At 50.7% G+C, this 450-nt stretch carries 1 protein-coding gene; it reads left to right on the top strand.

Annotated elements, in window-relative coordinates:
- Positions 1 to 47: 47 nt before the first annotated feature.
- Positions 48 to 398: a helix-turn-helix domain-containing protein gene (locus tag DBY90_RS12470; RefSeq protein WP_039406616.1), complete on the top strand. Its 351-nt coding sequence runs from the start codon at positions 48 to 50 to the stop codon at positions 396 to 398.
- The last annotated feature ends 52 nt before the right edge of the window (positions 399 to 450 follow it).

Below are 450 nucleotides of genomic sequence, written 5' to 3'. Positions count from 1 at the left end.
CCCCAAAAGTTGGACATCCCCTCCAACTCACAAGGTGCAGTTTTTTTATGAGCAAATATACATTACACTTCAAATACCAAGCCGTACTCCACTACCTGCATATACGCAGCCAACAGCGTACCGCAGACCACTACGGCATTTCCCGAACCCACCTGAGACGATGGATACGCGCCTATCAAGAAGGCGGTATCGGCGCACTCGAACATCCCCAATCCAAAACCATGCCCCAACACCGCAAAAACCCCTTCATCGCAGATAAACCCGACCAAGAAAAAACACAGGCGGAGCTTATTGAAGAGTTGTGCTATATGCGTGCAGAGGTCGCCTACCTAAAGGAGTTAAAAGCCCTCAGCCAAAAGCGGACCGAAAAGGACAAAGCCAAACCGTCCAAACACTGAGGGCGCAACACCCGCTCAAATACCTGCTGCACATCGCAAACCTGCCCAAAAG

This window comes from Neisseria mucosa, assembly GCF_003044445.1.
GTDB lineage: Bacteria > Pseudomonadota > Gammaproteobacteria > Burkholderiales > Neisseriaceae > Neisseria > Neisseria mucosa_A.
The sequence above is the reverse complement of the archived record's forward strand: the minus strand, read 5'-3'. Positions and strand labels throughout refer to the sequence as shown.

Excerpts from the sequence above, each read along its gene's own strand:
- DBY90_RS12470 (WP_039406616.1), top strand. The coding sequence starts at position 48 with ATGAGCAAATATACATTACACTTCAAATACCAAGCCGTACTCCACTAC.